The organism is Sphaerisporangium viridialbum (genome assembly GCF_049674955.1).
Taxonomy (GTDB): Bacteria; Actinomycetota; Actinomycetes; order Streptosporangiales; family Streptosporangiaceae; genus Sphaerisporangium; species Sphaerisporangium viridialbum.
Window position 1 is genome coordinate 675501 of record NZ_CP187232.1, and the last position, 18223, is coordinate 693723.

Consider the following 18223-nt stretch of genomic DNA (forward strand, 5'->3'; position numbering starts at 1 on the left):
CGAACGAGGGGCACTCCCGGAGTGCGTTGATCAGCGACTTTTCGTAAAGAAGGAGGCCCTCCACGGATGTCCGTGGAGGGCCTCCTCATCGGGCGGAGTTCAGGCGTTCAGGCTCTCAGCCGACGCGCCAGGTGTCGCCGCCGCGCAGCAGGTCGCTCAGCTGACCGGGGCCGCGCTCCGCCACGGCCTCGTCGAGCTGCTCGGCCATCAGCGTGTCGTACGCCGGGCGGTCGACGGACCGGAAGATGCCGATCGGCACGTGCTCGAACGCGGGCTCGTCCAGCCGCGACAGCGCGAACGCCAGCGACGGGTCGGGGTTGTGGGCGTCGTGGACGAGGATCTCGCCCTCGGGCACGCTCGCCCGGTCGACGACCTCGATGCCGCCGTTGGCCGCCCGGCGCACCGCCTTGGAGGCGGACACGATCGGCAGGCCGTGCTCAAGGCGCAGCGTGATGTCGTCACGCAGCTCAGGGTCCTTCAGCGGCTCGAAGGCGTTGTCGTTGAAGATGTTGCAGTTCTGGTAGATCTCGACCAGGCTCGTGCCCCGGTGGGCCGCCGCCTCGCGCAGCACCGAGGTGAGGTGCTTGCGGTCGGAGTCGAGCGTGCGAGCCACGAAGCTCGCCTCCGCGCCGAGCGCGAGCGAGATCGGGTTGAACGGCTTGTCCAGCGAGCCCATCGGCGTGGACTTGGTGATCTTGCCGACCTCGGAGGTCGGCGAGTACTGGCCCTTGGTCAGCCCGTAGATGCGGTTGTTGAACAGCAGGATGTTCAGGTTGACGTTGCGGCGCAGCGCGTGGATCAGGTGGTTGCCGCCGATCGACAGCGCGTCGCCGTCTCCGGTGATCACCCACACCGACAGGTCGGGGCGGGACGCGGCCAGCCCGGTCGCGATCGCCGGAGCCCGGCCGTGGATGGAGTGGAACCCGTAGGTGTTCAGGTAGTACGGGAACCGGGAGGAGCAGCCGATGCCCGAGACGAACACGATGTTCTCGCGCTTGAGCCCGAGCTCGGGCAGGAAGCCCTGGACCGCAGAGAGGATGGCGTAGTCACCGCAGCCGGGGCACCAGCGCACCTCCTGGTCGCTCTTGAAGTCCTTCAGGGTCTGCTTCTCGGTCGCCCGGGGGATGAGGGCGAGCCCCGTGCCTGCGACCGGGCCCGTGACGTGCCCGTTCGTCGCGATGTCACTCACTGTCGATCACTTCCTGGATCACTCCGGCCAGCTCCTCGGCCTTGAAGGGAAGACCGCGCACACGGTTGTAGCTGATGATGTCGACCAGGAACCGCGCGCGGAGCAGGAGCGCGAGCTGGCCGAGGTTGATCTCCGGCAGCAGCACCTTGTCGTACGAGCGCAGCACCTCGCCGGTGTTCGCGGGCAGCGGGTTGAGGTGGCGGATGTGGGCCTGCGCGACCTTCGAGCCGGCCTTCCTGACCCGTCGTACGGCGGCCGCGATCGGCCCGTACGTCGAGCCCCAGCCGAGGACGAGCACGCGGGCGTCGCCCTCGGGGTCGTCGACGGAAAGCGGCGGGATGTCCTGCGCGATGCCGTCGATCTTGGCCTGGCGGAGCCGGACCATCAGGTCGTGGTTGTTGGGGTCGTAGGAGATGTTGCCCGTGCCGTCGGCCTTCTCGATGCCGCCGATGCGGTGCTCGAGACCCGGGGTGCCGGGGACCGCCCACGGCCGCGCCAGGGTCTGCGTGTCGCGCTTGAACGGCAGGTACGTCTCGCCGTCGTCGCCGTTCGGCTCGACCGTGAACTCGACCGACAGGTCGGGCAGGTCCTCGATCTCGGGCAGCCGCCACGGCTCGGAACCGTTCGCGAGGTAGCCGTCGGAGAGCAGCATGACCGGCGTGCGGTACTTCACGGCGATGCGCGCCGCCTCCAGCGCCGCGTCGAAGCAGTCGGACGGTGTCGCGGGCGCCACGATCGGCACCGGCGACTCGCCGTTGCGGCCGTACATCGCCATGAGCAGGTCGGTCTGCTCGGTCTTGGTGGGCATGCCCGTCGAGGGGCCGGCCCGCTGGACGTCGACCACCAGCAGCGGGAGCTCGGTGGTGACCGCGAGGCCCACGGTCTCGGCCTTGAGCGCCACGCCAGGACCCGACGTCGTGGTGACGCCGAGCGCGCCGCCGAACGCCGCGCCGAGCGCCGCGCCGACGCCCGCGATCTCGTCCTCCGCCTGGAAGGTGCGGATGCCGAACCGCTTGTGCTTGGACAGCTCGTGCAGGATGTCGGACGCCGGGGTGATGGGGTAGGAGCCGAGGAACAGCGGCAGCTTCGACTGCACCGAGGCGGCGATCAGCCCGTAGGCCAGGGCCTGGTTGCCGGAGATGTTGCGGTAGAGGCCCGCGGTCAGCTTGGCCGGCTTGATCTCGTACGACACCGAGAAGGACTCGGTGGTCTCGCCGTAGTTCCACCCGGCCTGGAAGGCCGCGACGTTGGCCTTCGCGATGTCGGGCTTCTTCGCGAACTTGGTCTCGAGGAACTTGACGGTCGCCTCGGTGGGCCGGTGGTACAGCCAGGACAGCAGGCCGAGCGCGAACATGTTCTTCGCCCGCTCGGCGTCCTTCTTGGAGATGGAGAAGCCTTCGAGGGCCTTCACCGTCAGCGAGGTGAGGGGGACGGCGTGCACGCGCCACTCGCCGAGCGAGTCGTCGTCCACCGGGCTCTCGGAGTAGCCGACCTTCTGGAGGTTGCGCTTGGTGAACTCGTCGGTGTTGACGATGATGTCGGCCCCGCGAGGCAGGTCGCCGAGGTTGGCCTTCAGCGCCGCGGGGTTCATGGCGACGAGGACGTTGGGGGCGTCACCCGGGGTCAGGATGTCGTGGTCGGCGAAGTGGAGCTGGAAACTCGACACGCCGGGGAGTGTGCCTGCGGGGGCGCGGATCTCGGCGGGGAAGTTGGGCAGGGTGGAAAGGTCGTTCCCGAACTGCGCGGTCTCCGCCGTGAAACGGTCACCGGTCAACTGCATGCCGTCGCCGGAGTCACCCGCGAAGCGAATGATCACGCGGTCGAGTTGCTGAACCTGCTTGGTCACAGCTCGGTCCTCCTCGACGCGCAGGGGCGCCGTCGCTCGTGGCACGTATTCATTTCCATGCTAGATCCCTTGGGGCTGCGCGGGCTTCTTTACGCATGCGCGTCGAAGGGGTGTGACCCTTCTCCCTGCGACGGCAACGATGTGTTCGTCGGCCGCGTCCGGTGGGCATCGGGGGTGATGCGGCGGCACGCGGTGCTTCCTGAGGCCGGGGAGGCTCAGGTGGGGACGCGGCCTGAGACCAGCGCCCGAGGCGTGGTCACGACCGGAGACGGCTCCGCGTACACAGCCCCGCGGCGAGCCTGCACAGATCAACGTGCAAGCGGGAGTAGAGCACGTTTCGGGTCACGGTGACTAACTATATGTCCCTCGGGCGGATGGATTCCGAGTGCCTCGCTCAGGATCCCCTCAGTGTGCCCGTGCGCCGTAGACCTGACCCGGCTCCATCCTGTGCGCGCCGTACAACTCGGGGACGGTCACGAAGGAGTAGCCGCGGGCCGCCAGCGCCTTGAGCGTCTTCGGCAGGGCCTTGAGGGTCGCCGGGCCGCCGTCGTGCATCAGGATGACCGATCCGGGCCGCGCCCCGTCGATCGCCCGCCGGGCGACGGCGGCCGGGTTGGAGTCCCTCGCGTCCGCCGTGTCGACGCTCCACCCGACGATCGAGAGCTTGAGCGCGCGGGCCGCGGTCACGACCTGGGCGGTGAGGCCGCCGTACGGGGCCCGGAGCAGCGCGGGGGCGGGGCCGACCGTGCCGATCGTCATCTGGGTGCGGCTCAGCTCGTCGGAGATCTTGCGGATGTCGAGGGTCGCCAGGTCGCGGTGGGACCAGGAGTGGTTCGCGATCAGGTGTCCCGCGTCGGCGATGCGCCGCAGCAGGGCCGGCTGCGCCTCGGCGTTCGCACCCACGGCGAAGAAGGTGGCGCGGGCGCCGTACTCGGCGAGGATGGACAGCAGCCGATCGGTCTGCCGGCCGGGGCCGTCGTCGAAGGTCAGCGCCACGCACCTGGCGGCGGCGCAGTCCACGGAGCCGCCCCCCGTGCCCTGGTTGCCCGGAGCGGGGATCGCCTGCGGCGGCGGGGCCTTCGGCATGGTCTCCGGGGTGGCGGAGTCCACGACGTCCATGGTCCGCCGGCCGAAGTCCGACAGCAGCGGCGTCGCCTCCTGCTTGGGCACGGCGACCGCTATCCGGCCCATCCGCGCCGGGGCCACCTGGCCGTCGTCGAACTCCGCCACGAGGTCGCCGTGCGGGTTGAAGTTGAGCGAGTCGAACATCGCCCGGTCGGGCTTGACCGCGTCCACCTTCATCCCCTGGCCGAGGCTCCAGAGGCGGTTCCGCACGATCGCGGCCAGCGTGGCGAGGGCCTGGCCGTCCTTCAGTAGGTCGGCGGATTCGTGGACGCGCCGGGCGTTCTGGTCGTACCAGAGGGTGCTGAGGGAGTTGCGCCACTCAGTGCCGGTGAACAGCCCGGTGCGCATCCGTACCCCGAACACGCCGCCGGAGGCCGCCGTCAGCTGCCACGCCATGTTCAGCTCGGGGGGCGCGGGGGCGTGCGGCTGCGGGCGCGCGCCGTGGGAGAAGCGGCGTACGGCGGCCGAGGTCGTCTGGCGGAGCTTCCCGGACAGTTCGGGGGCCGAGGCGAGGGAGGGATAGCTGACGAAGACGTGGTGGTCGGCGGAGTCGTCCGAGACCGTTTGCACCGACAGCCCGCCGACCGTGGACGGGGTGACGAAGTTGATCGTGGTCGGCTGCGCGGGGAGCGTGGTGGGCTCGTCCTCGAAGGTGAAGGGGAAGGTGACTCCGCAGCCGGCGGTGATCGCGACCAGAAGAGCGATCCCTCCGGAGCGCAGCAGGCGGGCCATGGCTGCCACACTAAGCACGCTATATACGTATTTACTTGTATTTTGCGGGATGAGAGACTGGCTTTTGACCGCGATGGGTAACTCTGGGGTGACGGAAAGCGATTTCCGGGCTGATGGACCTCGCTCCGGGGGGCTACTGTCAAGGCCTCGGGGAGCCGAAAGGCTCGCGCCGTGAGGTTCGCGCCGTGAGGTTCGCGCCGTGAGGTTCGCGCCGTGAGGTTCGCCAGGTGGGAGGGTGTATGAACGGATATTTCGGTTCTTACGCTGTCGTCGCCGTGATGCTGGGCATCGGGGCCGCGATCTTCGGCGGAGCCCTGCTCGTCAACCGGCTGCTCCGCCCGAGCCACCCCACCCGCGAGAAGCTCACGACCTACGAGTGCGGCGTCGACCCCGTCGGCGAGGGCTGGGCGCAGTCCCAGATCAGGTACTACGTCTTCACCTACCTCTATGTCGTCTTCGCCGTCGACGCCGTGTTCCTGTTCCCGTGGGCGACGGTGTTCGCCGCGCCGGGCTTCGGCATGGCCACGCTGGTCGAGATGTTCGTGTTCCTGGCCTTCATCGCCATCGGCATCCTGTATGCCTGGCGCAAACGCGTACTCGCCTGGACCTGACGAAGAGGGGAGAATGGCCTCATGGCCGCCAGCGATCTCCCGATGCCCACCGTGGGGCCGGCGTCCCGGCTCGCCCCCAAACCGATGCGCTTCGTCCTCAACTGGGGCCGGCGCTATTCGCTGTGGGTGTTCAACTTCGGGCTGGCCTGCTGCGCGATCGAGTTCATCGCCACCTCGATGAGCCGTCACGACTTCATCCGCTTCGGGGTGATCCCCTTCGCCAACGGCCCGAGGCAGGCCGACCTCATGATCGTCTCGGGCACCGTCACGGACAAGATGGCCCCCGCCGTCAAGCGCCTGTACGAGCAGATGCCCGACCCCAAGTACGTCATCTCGTTCGGCGCCTGCTCCAACTGCGGCGGCCCTTACTGGGACTCCTACTGCGTGACCAAGGGGGTCGACCAGATCATCCCGGTCGACGTCTACGTCCCCGGCTGCCCGCCACGGCCGGAGGCGCTGCTGTACGGCATCATGAAACTCCAGGAGAAGATCGCGGGCGAGTCGCTCGGCGAGCGTTACGCCGCCCCTGAGCACCGGCCGGGCGTGAACCGTTGAGAGCCGCGATCGAGGAGCGGTACGGCCCGCGCGCCGAGGTCTCCGAGTCCTTCGGGGAGACCACCGTGGACGTCGGCGCCGGCGACTGGATCGACGTGCTGACCTTCGCCCGCGACCACCTCGGGTGCGTGTTCTTCGACTGGCTGACCGGGGTCGACGACCCGCCCGGCGGCTTCTCGGTCGTCGCCCACGTCTTCGACCCCGTCGAGCACGCCCACCTGCTGCTCCGCACGCGGGTGCCGCGCGAGGACCCCCGGCTGCCGAGCGCCACGGGCGTCTACCGGGGCGCCGACTGGCACGAGCGCGAGACCTTCGAGATGTTCGGGGTGATCTTCGAGGGTCATCCCCACCTGGTGCCCCTGCTGCTGCCCGACGGGTTCGAGGGCTTCCCGCTCCGCAAGGACTTCATCCTCGCCTCGCGGGTCGCCAAGCCGTGGCCGGGAGCCAAGGAGCCCGGCGAGTCGGGCCAGGGCTCGCCCAGCCGCCGCAAGACGCTCCCGCCCGGCGTCCCCGCCGACTGGGGGCCGTCGGCCACCACGCCGCCACCGGTGCGAGGCCCCCGCGCCGTGCGCGGCCCTCAGCCCGAGCAGCCCTCGCGGCCGGCGGGCCCGGAGGACGGCGATGGCTGAGGTGCTCGATGTCGCCGTCCGCCTCGTGGTGATCGTCATCGCGTTCCTGACGCTGCCGCTGATCGTCGGGCAGACCGAGCACAAGGCCATGGCCCACATGCAGTCGCGCCTCGGCCCCATGTACGCCGGAGGGTTCCACGGCTGGGCCCAGCTCATCGCGGACGGCGTGAAGTTCGCCCAGAAGGAGGACGTCATCCCGCTGGCGGCCGACCGGCGGGTGTTCTCCCTCGCGCCCGCCGTGGCGCTGGTGCCGTACTTCGTCGTGCTGGTCGTCATCCCGGTCGGCCCCGGCCTGTTCGGCACGGACCTGGACGCCGGGCTGTTCTTCGTGCTCGCGGTGATGGGCATCGGCGTGCTCGGCTCGATCATGGCCGGCTGGTCGTCGGCCAACAAGTACTCCGTGCTCGGCGGCATGCGCGCGGCGGCCCAGCTCATGTCGTACGAGCTGCCGCTCGTCCTCGCGGCGTCGTCGGTCGCGATGGCGGCGGGCACGCTGTCGCTGCCGGGCATCGTGGAGGCGTGGCGCTGGTGGTGGCTGCCGTGGCAGGCCGTCGGCGCCGTGGTGTTCTTCGTCGCCGGCCTCGCCGAGCTGCGCAGGCCGCCCTTCGACATGCCGATCGCCGAGTCCGAGATCATCATGGGCCCGATGACGGAGTACACCGGCATCAGGTTCGCGCTGTTCATGCTGGCGGAGTACGCCGGCATCGTCGTGCTCTCGGCGCTGACCACCGTGCTGTTCCTCGGAGGGTGGCACGGGCCGCTGCTGCCCGGGCCCGTCTGGACGTTGATCAAGATCTTCGTGCTGGCGTTCGTGGTGATCTGGGTCAGGGTCAGCTTCCCCCGGCTCCGCGCCGACCAGCTGCAGAAGCTCGCCTGGATCGGCCTGGTGCCGGCCGCGCTCTTGCAGCTCGCGCTCACCGGAGTGGTCAGGGTGCTCGCCGGCTGAGGGACCCGCCGGGCGGCCCGGCGTCATCGGCCCAACATCGTCCCGCCGTTGATGTGGAGTATCTGGCCGGTCACGTATCCGGCCTCGGGAGAGGCGAGGTACCTGATGGCCGCCGCGACCTCGCCCGGCGTGCCCGGCTTGCCGACCAGGGTCTGGTCGACGCGCGACCTGACGAACTCCGGCGTCGCCCGGTCGCCGAAGAACTCGGTGCCGGCGACGTAGCCGGGGGCCACGGCGTTCACCGTGATCCCTTCGGGCCCGAGCCGCTGCGCCAGCTCGTAGGTGTAGGCGTGGAGGGCCGCCTTCGCACCGCCGTACGAGCCGGGGCCGCGGACCGCCGCGATCGACGACAGGTGCACGATGCGGCCGCCGGGGCGGCGCAGGTAGGGCAGCAGGCCCTCGGTGAGCAGCACCGCGGTCAGCACGTTGGCCTCGAAGTTGCGCCGGTAGGAGTCGGCGACGCCGGTCAGGGTGCCGTCGTCGCCGAAGGCGACGTTCCCGCCCGCGTTCGTGACGATCACGTCGACCGGGCCCTTGAGCGCGATCGCCTCCACGGCCGCCTGGGTCTGGCGGGGGTCGGACAGGTCGGCCGTGGTCCAGCCGACCAGGTCGGCGTCGTAGGCGGTGTTCAGCTTCGCGGCGGCCTCGCTGAGCACCTCGGCCCGGCGGCCGAGGATGGTGACCTGGGCGCCCTCCCCGGCGAAGGCCTCCGCCGTCGCCAGCCCGATGCCGGTGCCTCCGCCTGACACCACTACACGTCTCTGCTCCATGCCTGCCGCCCCTCTTGTCGTGACACCCGTGAGTGCCGGGTCCCCGGGTGGTCGCCTTCCAAACACGTGCCGTGCGCTCAGTAGTCCTTGAGCTCGATGGCGTTCGCCGCCCTGTGGATGGGTTCGAGGACCTTGGCCATCATGCGGTCCTTGCCCGGCAGGTACTTCAGCAGCGAGAGCATCGTCATTGAGATGCGGACCTGTGCCTTGCTCCGCATCACCATGCGCTTGATGTTCGCCGGTCCGAGGCTCTGGTTCCGCTCGGCGAAGCCTCGCATCTCTCTCTCGTAGCCGTCGAACCCGGCCTCGTGCTCGCCGCCGGCCGCGGCGAGCTCGCCCGCCAGGACGTACGCGCCGACCAGGGCCAGGCTCGTGCCCTGGCCCGACGCGGGGGAGGCGCAGTAGGCGGCGTCCCCGACCAGCGCGACCCGGCCCCTCGACCAGCGGTCCATGTGGACCTGGCTGAGCGAGTCGAAGTAGAAGTCGTCCGCGTGCTCCATGCCCGTGAGCAGCCGGGGAACCTCCCAGCCCTCCCCGGCGTAGGCGCGGGCCAGGAGCTCGCGCTGCTCGTCGTGGTCGCGGTGGTCGTACGCCAGCGGCTCGGAGGCGAACAGGAACATGGCCTTGGCGCCGGTGTCCTTGGCGGTGCTGTACGCCAGCGCCGTCCTGCCCGGGGAGACGTAGGTCAGCTCCCAGCGGTCGAGGCCGAGGTGGTTGGGGACGCTGAAGATCGAGACGTAGTACCCGAGATCGCGGACGAACCGCTCTTCTGGGCCGAAGGCCAGCGCGCGGGAGGTGGAGTGCAGCCCGTCGGCCCCCACCACCAGGTCGAACGTGCGCCTCCCGCCGCTCTCGAACGTGACCTCCACGCCGTGGGCGGTGTCGGAGAGGGTGGCGATGGAGTCCTCGAAAAGGTACTCCACCTCGCCCTTGGTGAGGTCGTAGAGGATGCGGTTCAGGTCGCCGCGGAGGATCTCGGCGTCGTCGCCCTCCCGCCCGCCGAACGTGTCGCCGTCCATGCTCGCCACGCGCTTGCCCGCGGCGTCGACGATCGACCCGCCCTGCACGCCGGTCCGCTCACGGCGGATCTCCGCGAGGACGCCCATTCGCGTCACCACGTCGAGCGCGGCGCCGCGAATGTCGATCTTGTAGCCCCCCTCCCGCACGGAGGGGGCCCGCTCGACCACCGTGGGGGTGAAGCCGTGACGGCGCAGCCAGTACGCCAGCGTCGTGCCCGCGATGCTCGCACCTGAGATGAGGACGGTTCGGTTCTTCATGGGGGGCTCCCTGCTCGGTCGGGCTCTGCGGCCTGCTCTGAGAGGAACAGTACATATGTATCAGTCAACTGTGCAATACACTTGTACAAGACAAATGTATGAGACGTTGGTTAGACTCCTGGCATGGGAAATCGCGAAGACCTGCTCGCCGGAGCCAAGCGCTGCCTGTACGAGAAGGGGTACGCGCGCACCACGGCGCGCGACATCGCGGCGGCCTCGGGCGTCGTCAGCCTGGCCGCCATCGGCTACCACTACGGGTCCAAGGAGGCGCTGCTCAACGCCGCGCTCCAGCAGGCGATGGAGGAGTGGGGCGACGACCTCGGCCGCATCCTCGCCTCCGAGGGAGACCCCGGCGCCACCCCGGACGAGCGGTTCGAGGCGACGTGGGCGGCGGTGATCGGGTCCTTCGCGACCCACCGGGCACTGTGGTCCATCCAGTTCGAGCTCATCGCGAACATCCAGAAGATGCCGGACATGCGCGGGAACCTCGCCGACTCGAGCCGGCAGGCGCGTCTCGCGCTGGTCGAGCTGTTCGGGCGGCTCGGCTCGGCCGAGAACGAGGAGCAGGCGGAGAAGGTCGGCGCGCTCTACCAGGTGCTGCTGATCGGCATGGCGGCCCATTGGCTCGTGGACCCCGAAACGGCTCCCTCGGGCGGCGACCTGATCGCCGCCCTGCGCGCGGTCGCCGGCACCCCCGAATGAAACCGGGCGACGGCCGTGTGGCCGTCGCCCGGTTCGTCTGCGAGACGCAGCTCAGCGGTGGTCGGGCACCACCGCCTCGTAGGCCTTGGCCCGGTTCGCCGTCTTGGAGCCGGTGAGGCCGGTGCACTGGGCGGCGCCGGTGACGTCGTTGGGCACCCCGGCGTCGGAGGGCTGCGGCGTGTTGGCCGCGCAGGACAGGGAGCCCTGGACGCGTGTGCCCGTCAGGACGAGGGCTTCGGTCGTGGCGTTACCGCTCATCGTCATCGCGCCTCTGATGTCCGCGCCGGCGATGACCAGCTTGCCGGTGGTGCCGGAGATGGCGGCCGCCCCCTCGATCCGCGCCTTGATCAGGTGCACCTCGCCGGCGCCGGCCGCGGTGATCCCTCCCTTGATCGTGCCGCCGTTGACCACGAGGGACGCGCCGGAGCCCACCGTCACCACGCCGCTGACCTCGGCGTCGTTCAGGCAGGTGACGCCGGAACGGATCGAGAGCGCCCCCTTCTTCGAGCCCGTGATGGTGGTGGTGCAGGCCGGAGGTGCCGGGAGGGTCGTCACCCTGAAGCTCTTCGCGTCGCCGTAGTTGCCGCTGGCGTCGATGGAGCGGTACTCGATGGTGTGCGCGCCCCGGGCCAGCGTGCCGTAGGTGAGGCTGTCGATGGTGGTGCCGCTCTCACTGAACGTCCACGGCAGGTCGGCGGAGGTCGGCCAGCCGAAGTAGTTGAACCAGCCGTCGCCGACCACCCGCGACTCGCGCACGACGTACCCGGGCTCGTCGTCGTGCCCGGTGAGCTTCATGGTGAAGGGGCCGTTGTAGACGTAGGTCTCGCCGGACCTGACGAGCGGTTCGGAGAGCTCGTAGCCGGTGGTGGGCTTGTCGTCCACGGTCCAGGTGAGCGTCTGCCCGCCGGCGGTGGCGGTGACGGTGTGGGCGCCCGGCGTGAGGGTGAGGGCGCCGAGATCCAGGTCGTCGTCGGTCTCGGTGAGCGGCTTGCCGTCCAGGGCCCAGGCGACGGCGGGGACGGCGTCGTCGGGGTGGGCGCTGTCGACGTAGACGATCTCGTCACGTCCCACGCCGCGGTTGGTCGGCGTGGCGGACAGGAAACCGGGGCTGGTCGCTCTTGGGACCGTGGTCACGGTGGTGTCCACCGTCCACGTGCGGGTCGCGGTGAGGCCGGTCGCGCGGATGGCCGGGTCCCGTACGAAGCTCGTCGGGTCGACCACGGTCGCGGTCACCGTGTGCCTGCCAGGTGACAGGTCCAGGGTGCGCAGGTCGACCTCGGTGCCCTGACCCGGCAGCTTGGCGCCGTCCACCTGCCACGTGGTCGTCAGGGCGTGGTCGTTCGGGTGCAGCGGTTCGACCCAGAGCACCCGGTCGGCGCCGACCGGCGACGTGGTGGGCGTGCTGTCCTGGATGAGGCCGACCTTGGCGGAGATCTTCTGCGTCATGATCTCGCGGCTGACCTGGTCGTAGTAGTAGCCGAGCGTCTTCATGATCGAGTGCTGGCTGGGCCGCCAGACCCCGCTGCTGTAGTAGAGACCGCCCTCGTACCTGCCGATGGTGCCGCCCGCCTCGCCGGGCTCGCCGAGCCAGCGCCACCACTTCCGCTGCTGGTCCTTCATCTGCTGTTCGGTCAGCAGCGTGTGGTGCGCCGAGCTGGGCTCGTTGCCGGTGTACGGACCGCCGTCCACGCCGCGACTGTAGTAGGGGTACTCGTCCTGCAGCCCGCCGAGCGAGTGGCCGATCTCGTGCGGGGCGATCAGGGCGGACATCGAGTTGTGGCCCGAGGCGGTGGCGTAGGCGCCGCCCGCTCCGCCGTACGTCCCGCTGTTGGCCAGCGCCACGATCTGCCGGTTGCCGGTGTTGCTTCCCGCCACCATGTTGGCGTACCTGTTGGCGGCCGTGTTGTTCACGGTGATCAGCCGCTGCAGGCTGGTGGGGTTGCAGTTGGCGTAGAAGCCCATGCTCAGCGGGGTGTTCTTCTTCCCGGCGGCCAGGTCGGGGTCGCAGCCGACGCCCGACTCACCGGAGACGATGTCCACCCGGTAGACGTTGAAGTAGTTCCGGTAGGACTTGTACGGCTCGATCGACCACAGCACGTTGAGCTGCAGCTCGGCGTCGGCGGCGAACGAGGACTGCTCGCCCTTGGTGTAGCCGTCGCCCATGATGATCAGGTTGAACCGGTGCGCCGGGTCGCCGGTGACCTGCACCGGCACCACGGTGGCGCTGCCGGGCTCGTCGGCGGCCTGGGCGGGGGAGATGGGCGCGGACAGGAGGATGGCGGCCGTGGAGGCGGCCGCCAGGGCCGTGAGAGGTCGGGGGATGCGCATAGAGGAGAGCCTCCGGAGGGCAAAGTGAGGAGCTGCCTGCACTATCCGGGGCTTTGCCCTCCTAGCACACATCCCAGGTGGGCATAACTTTGGATTTATGGGGGCAAAGCACCCGTTATCGCCGGGTCATCCTGAGGAGCCGGTCGAGTACGGCGCCGCCGCGGCTCAGGCCGTCGTGGGCGTGCTCGTTCGTGATCCAGAATGTCAGGCCGCCGACCATGCCCGCCGTGCTAAGGGAGTGCTCGCGGTGGACGTACATGTCGTCGTAGTAGATCGCCGCCGCGACCGGCACGGTGTTGCGGGCCAGCCGGTCGGGGTCGTACAGGCTCGGCCAGGAGGCGTGCGCGGCCAGGTCCCGCGCGCAGGATCGCAGCGGGGCGAGCGCGGCGTCCTCCTCGAAGAACCACGGGAAGATCATCTCACCGGTGAACCGGACGGGTGCGCCCGGCTCCAGGCCGAACTCCGGGAAGCCGGCCAGCGCCCGCTCCGCCGCCCACGCGGACGCCTCGCCCTGGCAGTAGATGGCCTCGTGCAACAGGGCATAGAGGGGATGCCCGGCGAACGAGACCAGGGAGTCGACCCCCCTCAAAAAGACATCGGAGAGCTCGCCCTTGCCGATGAACGGCTCCTCAAGCAGGTGGTGGAGGGAGTCGAAGCGGTTCTCCTGCCCAAGGACCAGGCCCACCGTCTGGAAACGCCGCGGGGTGAGCCGATCGCCGTTGGGAAGCGCCACCTCGTTCTCCCGGAGATGGTCCACGACCCTGCGGGCGACCTCCTGGTCTCGGGGGTAGCGGGCGAAGAAGCGCTCGTTGTGGGCCAGGACCCTGGGGTACGCCGCCCGGTACACCTCGTACGGCGAGGCGGTCAGCGACGGCAGCCCGCCCGCGATCAGCACCTCGCGCAGCCCCTCGGGAGCCAGGGACAGGTAGGTGAGCGCGCAGAACCCGCCGAAGCTCTGGCCGAGCACGCTCCACGGCCGGTCGCCCGCGAGGTGCGCGCGCAGCAGCTCGGCGTCGCGCACGATGCTGTCGGCCCGGAAGTGCCGCAGGTAGCCCGCCGGGTCGGGTAGATCGGTCAGGGTCTGCCGCGTGGCGGGCGTGCTCCGTCCCGTGCCCCGCTGGTCGAGCAGGACCACCCGGTACTCGCGGCTCGCCCGCTCCAGCCAGCCGGGGATCGCGCGCGGGGCCCGGTGGCCGGGACCCCCTTCGAGATACAGCAGGAACGGCAGGTCGGCTTCCTCCCGCTCGACGGCGACCAGCTCACGGGCGAACAGCTCGATCGTCATGCCCGTGGGGTCGGCATGGTCGAGCGGGACGGTGATCAGGTGGTCGGTGAAGGCGTATCCGGAGTGGCGGCAGGTCTCTGGCACGAAGATCCCCTGGTGGCGATGACACGGCCTCCCACCATGCGTGACCGCGAAATATCCCGCTAATCCCAAAGAGATATAGTCCGCGGGTTATAGCGGTGAAAGGAGGGGCGGAAGTGCAGCTTGAGCTCCGCCACCTGCGCGTGATCTGTGCCATCGCCGACGCCGGAAGTCTGAGCAGGGCGGCCGGCACCATCGGCGTGTCACAGCCCGCGCTCACGGCGCAGCTTCAGCGGGTCGAGGGCGCGCTCGGCGGGCAGCTCTTCCGCCGCGGCCGCCTCGGCATCACCCCGACGCCGTTCGGCCAGTTCGTGCTCACCCGGGCCAGGTCCATCCTGCTCACCGTGGACGAACTGGTCACCGGATCAGGCGCCGACGCGCGCCGGTCGGACGTCGCCCGCATCGGCGGATACGTGACCCCCCTGCTGTCCGGCCTGCTCAGCCGGCTCTTCGAGGTCCCCGGCGTGTCGATCACCGTGCACACCGAGTACTCCCCGAGGCTCCTCCTCGACCTGCTGATCTCCCGCCGGCTGGACGCGGCGACCCTGGTTGACTACCCCGGGAGCGAGCTGTCCGCCCCGCCGTCGATCGGCATGCGGCTGGTGGTCACCGAGCCGGTCTTCATCCTCATGAGCAGCGCACACCCGCTCGCGGGCGAGGAGGAGGTGGGGCTGGCCGATCTCGCGGACGACGACTGGGTGCTCTCCCCGCCTGACGGGGTGGGCTGGCCCGAGTGCGTGTACGCCGCCTGCCAGGACGCGGGCTTCTCACCCCGCGTGCCGCACAGCATGACCGAGCAGGCGATGATCCGGCAGCTCGTCGCCGGCGGGCACGCGGTGTCACCCTGCCAGGCCACGGTGCCGGACGGTCCGGGGATCGTGGTGCGCCCGATCGCTGGCACCCCGCTGTGGCTGCGGCACCTGGTGGCTTGGCGCCGCGACGGCCCGCTGGCCGACCGCGCCGAGGAACTGGCCGAGTTCGCCACCCAGGCACACCGCGACGCCATCGGCGAACGACCCCACTACGCGTCCTGGCTAGCCCGCAACGAAGGCCTCAGGACCCCGGCATAGCCGTGCACGGCAGGGCTGCTGGCCGATCCCATCATCGACGGGCGACGGCCGGCGACGAAGGCGGACCTCCGGTGCTCGTGCGGCGCGAATCAGGCCGCACCTCAGACGAGGTCGATGGGCGATCAGCCAGTTCTACGACTGGGGTTTAGCGGTCGCACTCGCGTCGCCCCTGCTTGCCGACAGGACTCACGAAGCTGCCGAGGTTAGGCACTGTGTAGATCAGCCCCTGTTCGCGCAGTGCCGAAGGGATTTCCGGATGGTGTCTAGAGCGACCCCGAACTCTTCGACAAGCCGGAGCTCTGACAGCAAGAACTTGGGCGGCTAGGTGGCATCTTCGATGCGGGTACGCAGCATGTCAGCGACTTGTTGCCACCGTGGCCGGTCCGGCTCAAACTCCATCACGCAGGCAACCATAGGAAACTACTACCAAGGGTCCATATGAGCTTCCGTAGCGACGAGGGGGCCTTCTACGCGACCAGGCGATGCGTCCATCCACAGCAGCGAGCAGCTCAACGCGGGCATCCACAAGACGGTCAGCGCAAATGACCTGCCGAGCCTGATAGAGCTCCTACGGGACCAGGAGACCGGCGAGGTCATCCTGCAAACGAGACACCTGTGACCACTGAGCGAACATCAAAGCGGACACTTCCAACTGGGCCAAGCAGCGGTGGCTTCGTCTTCCCACGCGACCAGCGTCTTGCCTTGGTAAGACGTGTCCCCGTGCACACTGGCCCAGTCGACCAACTGCACGCTCGGTTGCACCTTGCCGTTCACGAGCCATGGCTGATCTCGAAGGTCGTTCTTCGGTATGGCCCCTTTGTCCACCAGGCACTGTGTGACAGCCAAAAGCGCCTGACTGCGACGCTGCGATGCTTGGCTTGCGGGCTTGGGATCGTCGTCCGTACAGGATGCCGTCAGGAACACAAGCGCTATGAGAATCCCAACGGCCCCCTTCGAGATATTCACTACTGCAGCCCCATGGCATTCCGTGCTTCGTTCACCCATTGGCCAAGCGACTTCCCCGCGTACTGTGTCTCGTCATGCTCACTGGCCCAGTCGAGGAAAGACTGGTTGGGTATGACTATGCCGTTTTTTATCCATGCTCCACCCTGAGGGCCGTCTTTGACCCATAGAGCATCCTTGGGCGGAGTTATGGCTCCAGCGTTAAGCAAGCCTTGGACAACGGGGATTTCGACGTGGAATACCTGACTCCGAACAGCGGCAGCGTTCGTATGCAGCGTTTCCAGGGCATGCCCGGTGTCAAAGAGCTGGTTCGCCGGCGAGCCTGCGACCCCAGTAAGGAACTGGGCGATGGTCGCTGGCCCCCATGGGTTGGCGAAACTGAGAGCGCCGAAGCCGCTTACCAGCATGGACAGCGCCGTTTGGTTGCGCGTAGCCGTATCGTCATCGTGCTGGGCATTGATGAAATTTCGATCGCCTTCAAGCTGTTGGACAAGCCCGTACAGTCGACCCATCTCACTCAAATAGTTTTGATCCGATGGATCCAATATGTTTGCGGTGACGGCGGCCGCCACACGCGCGTCCATGATCCCCTTGAACGCGCCGTATTCCTTTGGCTCCCGAAGAATCTGGTTGAACAACGCCTCCAACTCGCTGTTCTGGACGATCGCCATCCATGGGTTCCCCTTAATTCTTCCTTTGGGAAGTATCCCAGAGCCGTAGTCACGGCCCACCGACCGGGCGAAATCAGGGAGGTAGCGATCAGTGGTGAAGATGAGGGATTTGCGGATTTCGTTGGGGAGGACTGCGTCAGGTTTGAGCCTGGAGAACTCGGCAGTAGCTTTGACGATGTTGACGACCGACCATGCGGATTCCTTGGCGTCCTCGCTAGCGCCCCTCCCTGCAGATGCTGCCGCCTTCAGAAAGTCGGCAGCGTGGGACGACAATTCGAACCGGTCCGTCAGGGGCAGGGAAGTGGCGGTGATGCTGTACTGGCCGCGCACCTGAAGGCTGACTCCCGGGGTATGCCAGTCGTCGCTGACCAGCATTTTGGCGTATCGGAGACCTGTAGTCGGATCTCCGAGCACGTGCCGAGCGGCTTGGCCGTTCTGGGTTGCCCTGTCCATGACAGCGATGCACGGGTCGAATTCGGCCAGTCGTTTTTGGTACAGAGCACGTTGTCGAATGAGATCCCCGCCTTGATCAGACACACTAGGTATTTCGATCTTGAGGGCGGCTCGGGCGTCGAGCATGGAGCGGGTTATGTCGGCGAGGAAGTGGGAGTCCCAGGTTTTGCCGTCGGGGCCGTACTTGAAGAGCATGCCGACGGACCAGGGGTCGGCGTTCTTGGTGATCGCCGCTCGGGTCGCTTCGGACAGCAGGGGCCGTCTGTCCTTGCCGGTGCCGACGCGCATCTGGGTCGCCGAGGCCAGCGACGCGCCGAGCGCCCGCAGGAGGCTCGCGCTCTCCGTGCTGAACAGCGCCGTGCCCGCCCGGTTGTACAGGGCTCTGGCCGCCTGGAGCGCGAGGGGGCAGGCCTCCGTCCAGAACGTGGCGAGGTACGCCTTGTCGTTGGCGTGCCGCGCGAGGCTCTCCGGCAGGAGGGCGATGCGGTTGCGGGCCTGTGCGGGGTCCTTGGTGGTGAGGGCTTCGGCGAGCGCCTTGGCATCCTGCTTCGCCTGGTAGCCGCCCTGCCCGGTCGTCGTCCAGTCGAGACGCACCATGGGCGGCGGAGTGCGGTCGAGGGCGAGCAGGCTGTCGACGGGGCCGCCGCTCTGGTTGCCGGCGGTGCCTCCCAGGCCCCCGGCGGTGCCTCCCAGGCCCCCGGCCGTTCCTCCCAGGCCGTCGGCGGGGCCGTTCTGGAAGGGGCTCCAGCCCTTCTCGTGTGCCAGTTCGTACGCCTTCGTGGTGCGCGCGTCCATGTCACGGGCGTCGTTGAGGGCCTCGTCGATCAGGCGGGGCAGCGCGGCGAAGCTGACCTCGCTGTCCCACTTCTGCATCTTCTGCTGGATCAGCGGGCCGTGCTCGGCCAGAAGGGTGTGCAGCCGCTGGAGCCGGCTCGCCAGCTCACGCAGGTTGGCAGGATCGACCCCTACGAACTCGCCCATCTAGTCCCC

The 18223-nt window shown here is 68.8% G+C and carries 15 protein-coding genes; 6 read left to right on the plus strand and 9 right to left on the minus strand.

Annotation, left to right across the window (positions count from 1 at the left end):
- Positions 1-115: 115 nt before the first annotated feature.
- From ACOZ38_RS03155 to ACOZ38_RS03170, 4 genes are all read right to left on the minus strand, one after another.
- A complete protein-coding gene (locus tag ACOZ38_RS03155; RefSeq protein WP_424528711.1) occupies positions 116-1189 on the minus strand; it encodes a 2-oxoacid:ferredoxin oxidoreductase subunit beta in 1074 nt (357 codons plus the stop codon).
- Positions 1182-3035: a 2-oxoacid:acceptor oxidoreductase subunit alpha gene (locus tag ACOZ38_RS03160; protein ID WP_424528712.1), complete on the minus strand. Its 1854-nt coding sequence runs from the start codon at positions 3033-3035 to the stop codon at positions 1182-1184. Before ACOZ38_RS03160 ends, ACOZ38_RS03155 begins: the two co-directional genes overlap by 8 nt.
- Before the next feature lie 256 nt (positions 3036-3291).
- Positions 3292-3381, minus strand: a complete 90-nt coding sequence (locus tag ACOZ38_RS03165; protein WP_363918166.1) for a putative leader peptide — start codon at positions 3379-3381, stop codon at positions 3292-3294.
- Between the two features lie 59 nt (positions 3382-3440).
- Positions 3441-4892, minus strand: coding sequence for a polysaccharide deacetylase family protein (locus tag ACOZ38_RS03170; RefSeq protein WP_424536951.1), 1452 nt, complete (start codon positions 4890-4892; stop codon positions 3441-3443).
- A 239-nt stretch (positions 4893-5131) separates the two neighbouring features.
- Between ACOZ38_RS03170 and ACOZ38_RS03175 the strand changes: the two genes are divergently transcribed.
- From ACOZ38_RS03175 to ACOZ38_RS03190, 4 genes are read left to right on the plus strand one after another with little or no spacing between them, the layout of a single operon-like run.
- Positions 5132-5503: an NADH-quinone oxidoreductase subunit A gene (locus ACOZ38_RS03175; protein ID WP_424528713.1), complete on the plus strand. Its 372-nt coding sequence runs from the start codon at positions 5132-5134 to the stop codon at positions 5501-5503.
- 42 nt (positions 5504-5545) lie between these two features.
- Positions 5546-6058, plus strand: a complete 513-nt coding sequence (locus ACOZ38_RS03180; RefSeq protein ID WP_405152217.1) for an NADH-quinone oxidoreductase subunit B — start codon at positions 5546-5548, stop codon at positions 6056-6058.
- Positions 6055-6687 carry an NADH-quinone oxidoreductase subunit C gene (locus ACOZ38_RS03185; protein WP_405143795.1) on the plus strand — a complete coding sequence of 211 codons (633 nt, stop codon included), beginning with the start codon at positions 6055-6057 and terminating at the stop codon, positions 6685-6687. Before ACOZ38_RS03180 ends, ACOZ38_RS03185 begins: the two co-directional genes overlap by 4 nt.
- A complete protein-coding gene (locus ACOZ38_RS03190; protein WP_424528714.1) occupies positions 6680-7633 on the plus strand; it encodes a complex I subunit 1/NuoH family protein in 954 nt (317 codons plus the stop codon). The genes ACOZ38_RS03185 and ACOZ38_RS03190 overlap by 8 nt, the downstream gene beginning before the upstream one ends.
- Positions 7634-7656: 23 nt before the next feature.
- Here the strand turns inward: ACOZ38_RS03190 and ACOZ38_RS03195 are convergent, their stop codons facing one another.
- Together ACOZ38_RS03195 and ACOZ38_RS03200 are read right to left on the minus strand one after the other, a co-directional pair.
- On the minus strand, positions 7657-8403 hold the full coding sequence (locus tag ACOZ38_RS03195; RefSeq protein ID WP_424528715.1) for an SDR family NAD(P)-dependent oxidoreductase: 747 nt from the start codon (positions 8401-8403) through the stop codon (positions 7657-7659).
- A 77-nt stretch (positions 8404-8480) separates the two neighbouring features.
- Positions 8481-9680, minus strand: a complete 1200-nt coding sequence (locus ACOZ38_RS03200) for an FAD-dependent monooxygenase (RefSeq protein WP_424528716.1) — start codon at positions 9678-9680, stop codon at positions 8481-8483.
- A gap of 123 nt (positions 9681-9803) precedes the next feature.
- On the opposite strand from ACOZ38_RS03200, the gene ACOZ38_RS03205 reads away from it, so the two are divergent.
- The gene (locus tag ACOZ38_RS03205; protein ID WP_424528717.1) at positions 9804-10382 is read left to right on the plus strand and encodes a TetR/AcrR family transcriptional regulator; all 579 of its coding nucleotides are present in this window, start codon (positions 9804-9806) and stop codon (positions 10380-10382) included.
- Positions 10383-10433: 51 nt separating this feature from the next.
- On the opposite strand, the gene ACOZ38_RS03210 is transcribed toward ACOZ38_RS03205, so the two are convergent.
- Positions 10434-12710: a M64 family metallopeptidase gene (locus tag ACOZ38_RS03210; protein ID WP_424528718.1), complete on the minus strand. Its 2277-nt coding sequence runs from the start codon at positions 12708-12710 to the stop codon at positions 10434-10436.
- A 115-nt stretch (positions 12711-12825) separates the two neighbouring features.
- Positions 12826-14079, minus strand: coding sequence for an alpha/beta fold hydrolase (locus tag ACOZ38_RS03215; RefSeq protein ID WP_424528719.1), 1254 nt, complete (start codon positions 14077-14079; stop codon positions 12826-12828).
- Between the two features lie 113 nt (positions 14080-14192).
- On the opposite strand from ACOZ38_RS03215, the gene ACOZ38_RS03220 reads away from it, so the two are divergent.
- Positions 14193-15146 (plus strand): LysR family transcriptional regulator, encoded by a 954-nt coding sequence (locus ACOZ38_RS03220; RefSeq protein ID WP_424528720.1) that lies wholly within the window; start codon positions 14193-14195, stop codon positions 15144-15146.
- A 965-nt stretch (positions 15147-16111) separates the two neighbouring features.
- Here ACOZ38_RS03220 and ACOZ38_RS03225 read toward each other — a convergent pair.
- Positions 16112-18214, minus strand: coding sequence for a hypothetical protein (locus ACOZ38_RS03225; protein ID WP_424528721.1), 2103 nt, complete (start codon positions 18212-18214; stop codon positions 16112-16114).
- Positions 18215-18223 lie beyond the last annotated feature (9 nt).

Excerpts from the sequence above, each read along its gene's own strand:
- ACOZ38_RS03225 (WP_424528721.1), bottom strand. The coding sequence starts at position 18,214 with ATGGGCGAGTTCGTAGGGGTCGATCCTGCCAACCTGCGTGAGCTGGCG.
- ACOZ38_RS03180 (WP_405152217.1), top strand. The coding sequence starts at position 5,546 with ATGCCCACCGTGGGGCCGGCGTCCCGGCTCGCCCCCAAACCGATGCGC.
- ACOZ38_RS03190 (WP_424528714.1), top strand. The coding sequence starts at position 6,680 with ATGGCTGAGGTGCTCGATGTCGCCGTCCGCCTCGTGGTGATCGTCATC.
- ACOZ38_RS03175 (WP_424528713.1), top strand. The coding sequence starts at position 5,132 with ATGAACGGATATTTCGGTTCTTACGCTGTCGTCGCCGTGATGCTGGGC.
- ACOZ38_RS03200 (WP_424528716.1), bottom strand. The coding sequence starts at position 9,680 with ATGAAGAACCGAACCGTCCTCATCTCAGGTGCGAGCATCGCGGGCACG.
- ACOZ38_RS03210 (WP_424528718.1), bottom strand. The coding sequence starts at position 12,710 with ATGCGCATCCCCCGACCTCTCACGGCCCTGGCGGCCGCCTCCACGGCC.
- ACOZ38_RS03170 (WP_424536951.1), bottom strand. The coding sequence starts at position 4,892 with ATGGCCCGCCTGCTGCGCTCCGGAGGGATCGCTCTTCTGGTCGCGATC.
- ACOZ38_RS03205 (WP_424528717.1), top strand. The coding sequence starts at position 9,804 with ATGGGAAATCGCGAAGACCTGCTCGCCGGAGCCAAGCGCTGCCTGTAC.
- ACOZ38_RS03195 (WP_424528715.1), bottom strand. The coding sequence starts at position 8,403 with ATGGAGCAGAGACGTGTAGTGGTGTCAGGCGGAGGCACCGGCATCGGG.